General features: G+C 63.3%; 1 protein-coding gene. It reads right to left on the bottom strand.

The features are described from left to right. Positions 1 to 443: 443 nt before the first annotated feature. Positions 444 to 1,244: IS110 family RNA-guided transposase (locus AC0L23_RS39915; protein ID WP_473358413.1), on the bottom strand; the 801-nt coding region annotated here is incomplete at its 5' end.

Raw genomic sequence — 1,244 nt, 5'->3', positions numbered from 1 at the left:
AATGTATGGTCCGGCCGCGCGTTGCAAGAGGTTTCGTCAACCTGGCAGATGCGGTCTTGCATCAATGTATCCGGCCTCTGATTGGAGCGTGTTGTGCTCCGGGCCATCATGGATATCAGCGCGCATTCGAGCTAATTAGCGGACAGGCCTCGAACGGGCCATTCGGGTCAGCAGTGTTCGCATGCGCCGGGAAGACGCGATCCTCCATCGTTGTCTCATTCCTCTCGCAGACCTCGGCGGGTAAGGGATGTTGGTTACGTCATCGATCGCACCTCACCTCGTGCTGTTCCTTAGTTCGTGCCTGGCGGTCGTTCCTTTGTCCCGGCCTGCGCGCGCAGACGCGCCGCGCGCAAGGGCCGTCAAGGCCGGCCGTCGTGCTGTCCTGACGTCTTGCTCTACCGCGGTCAGGCCGCGCCTTGACGGCCCCGAGCACGGTGCGAGGATCAGGCAGCTCGGGACGCCGTCTCCTCCGTGTTGACGCACTCGAAGGCGCGTCCCTCGTTGAGAACCGCCCAGGCGATCCGGGCGAGCTTGTTGGCGAGCGCAATCGCCAGCACGTTGTGGTGCAATCGTTTCTTGGCGGCTTCGATCCAAGATTTAAGGCCATAGCGCTCCCAACCCTTGACCTTGACCAGCACAACCCACGCGGCCTGCACAAACAGCGCGCGCAGGTAGCGATTGCCGCGCCTTGATATCTTGCCGAGGATCGTGCGGTCGCCGGTCGATATCTGCTTCGGCACCAGTCCAAGCCAGGCGCCGAAGTCGCGGCCTTTCGAGAACACGTCTCCAGTGCCGATCGCAGCCACCATCGCGCTCGAGATGATCGGGCCAATGCCGGGCACCGTCATCAGTCGCTCGCAGCCTTTGTCTTGACGGGCCAATGCCTCGATTTCGCTGGAGAGGTCCTCGATACGCTCATCCAGCCGGCGCCAGTCACCCGCCAGATCCTCGATGATGCGCAACATGCGAGGCGAGAGCACATCGGTGCGCGTCGCGAGGATACCCGGCAACTCGGACCGCAGGGAGCGCAGGCCTTGCCGCACGGCGATGCCCCGCTCCAGCAGGAACGCACGGATCTGATTGATGACGCCGGTGCGCTGACCGACTAATCGCTCGCGCACGCGGTGCAGCGCCTGCAGGTCGAGCTGGTCGGCGGTCTTGGTTGCGACGAACTTCATGGTCGGGCGTTGGACCGCCTCGGCGATGGCTTCCGCATCTCGGAAGTCATTCTTCTGTCCCTTCGA

The sequence above is a fragment of the Bradyrhizobium sp. MI1.4 genome, assembly GCF_055811315.1.
The sequence above is the reverse complement of the archived record's forward strand: the minus strand, read 5'-3'. Positions and strand labels throughout refer to the sequence as shown.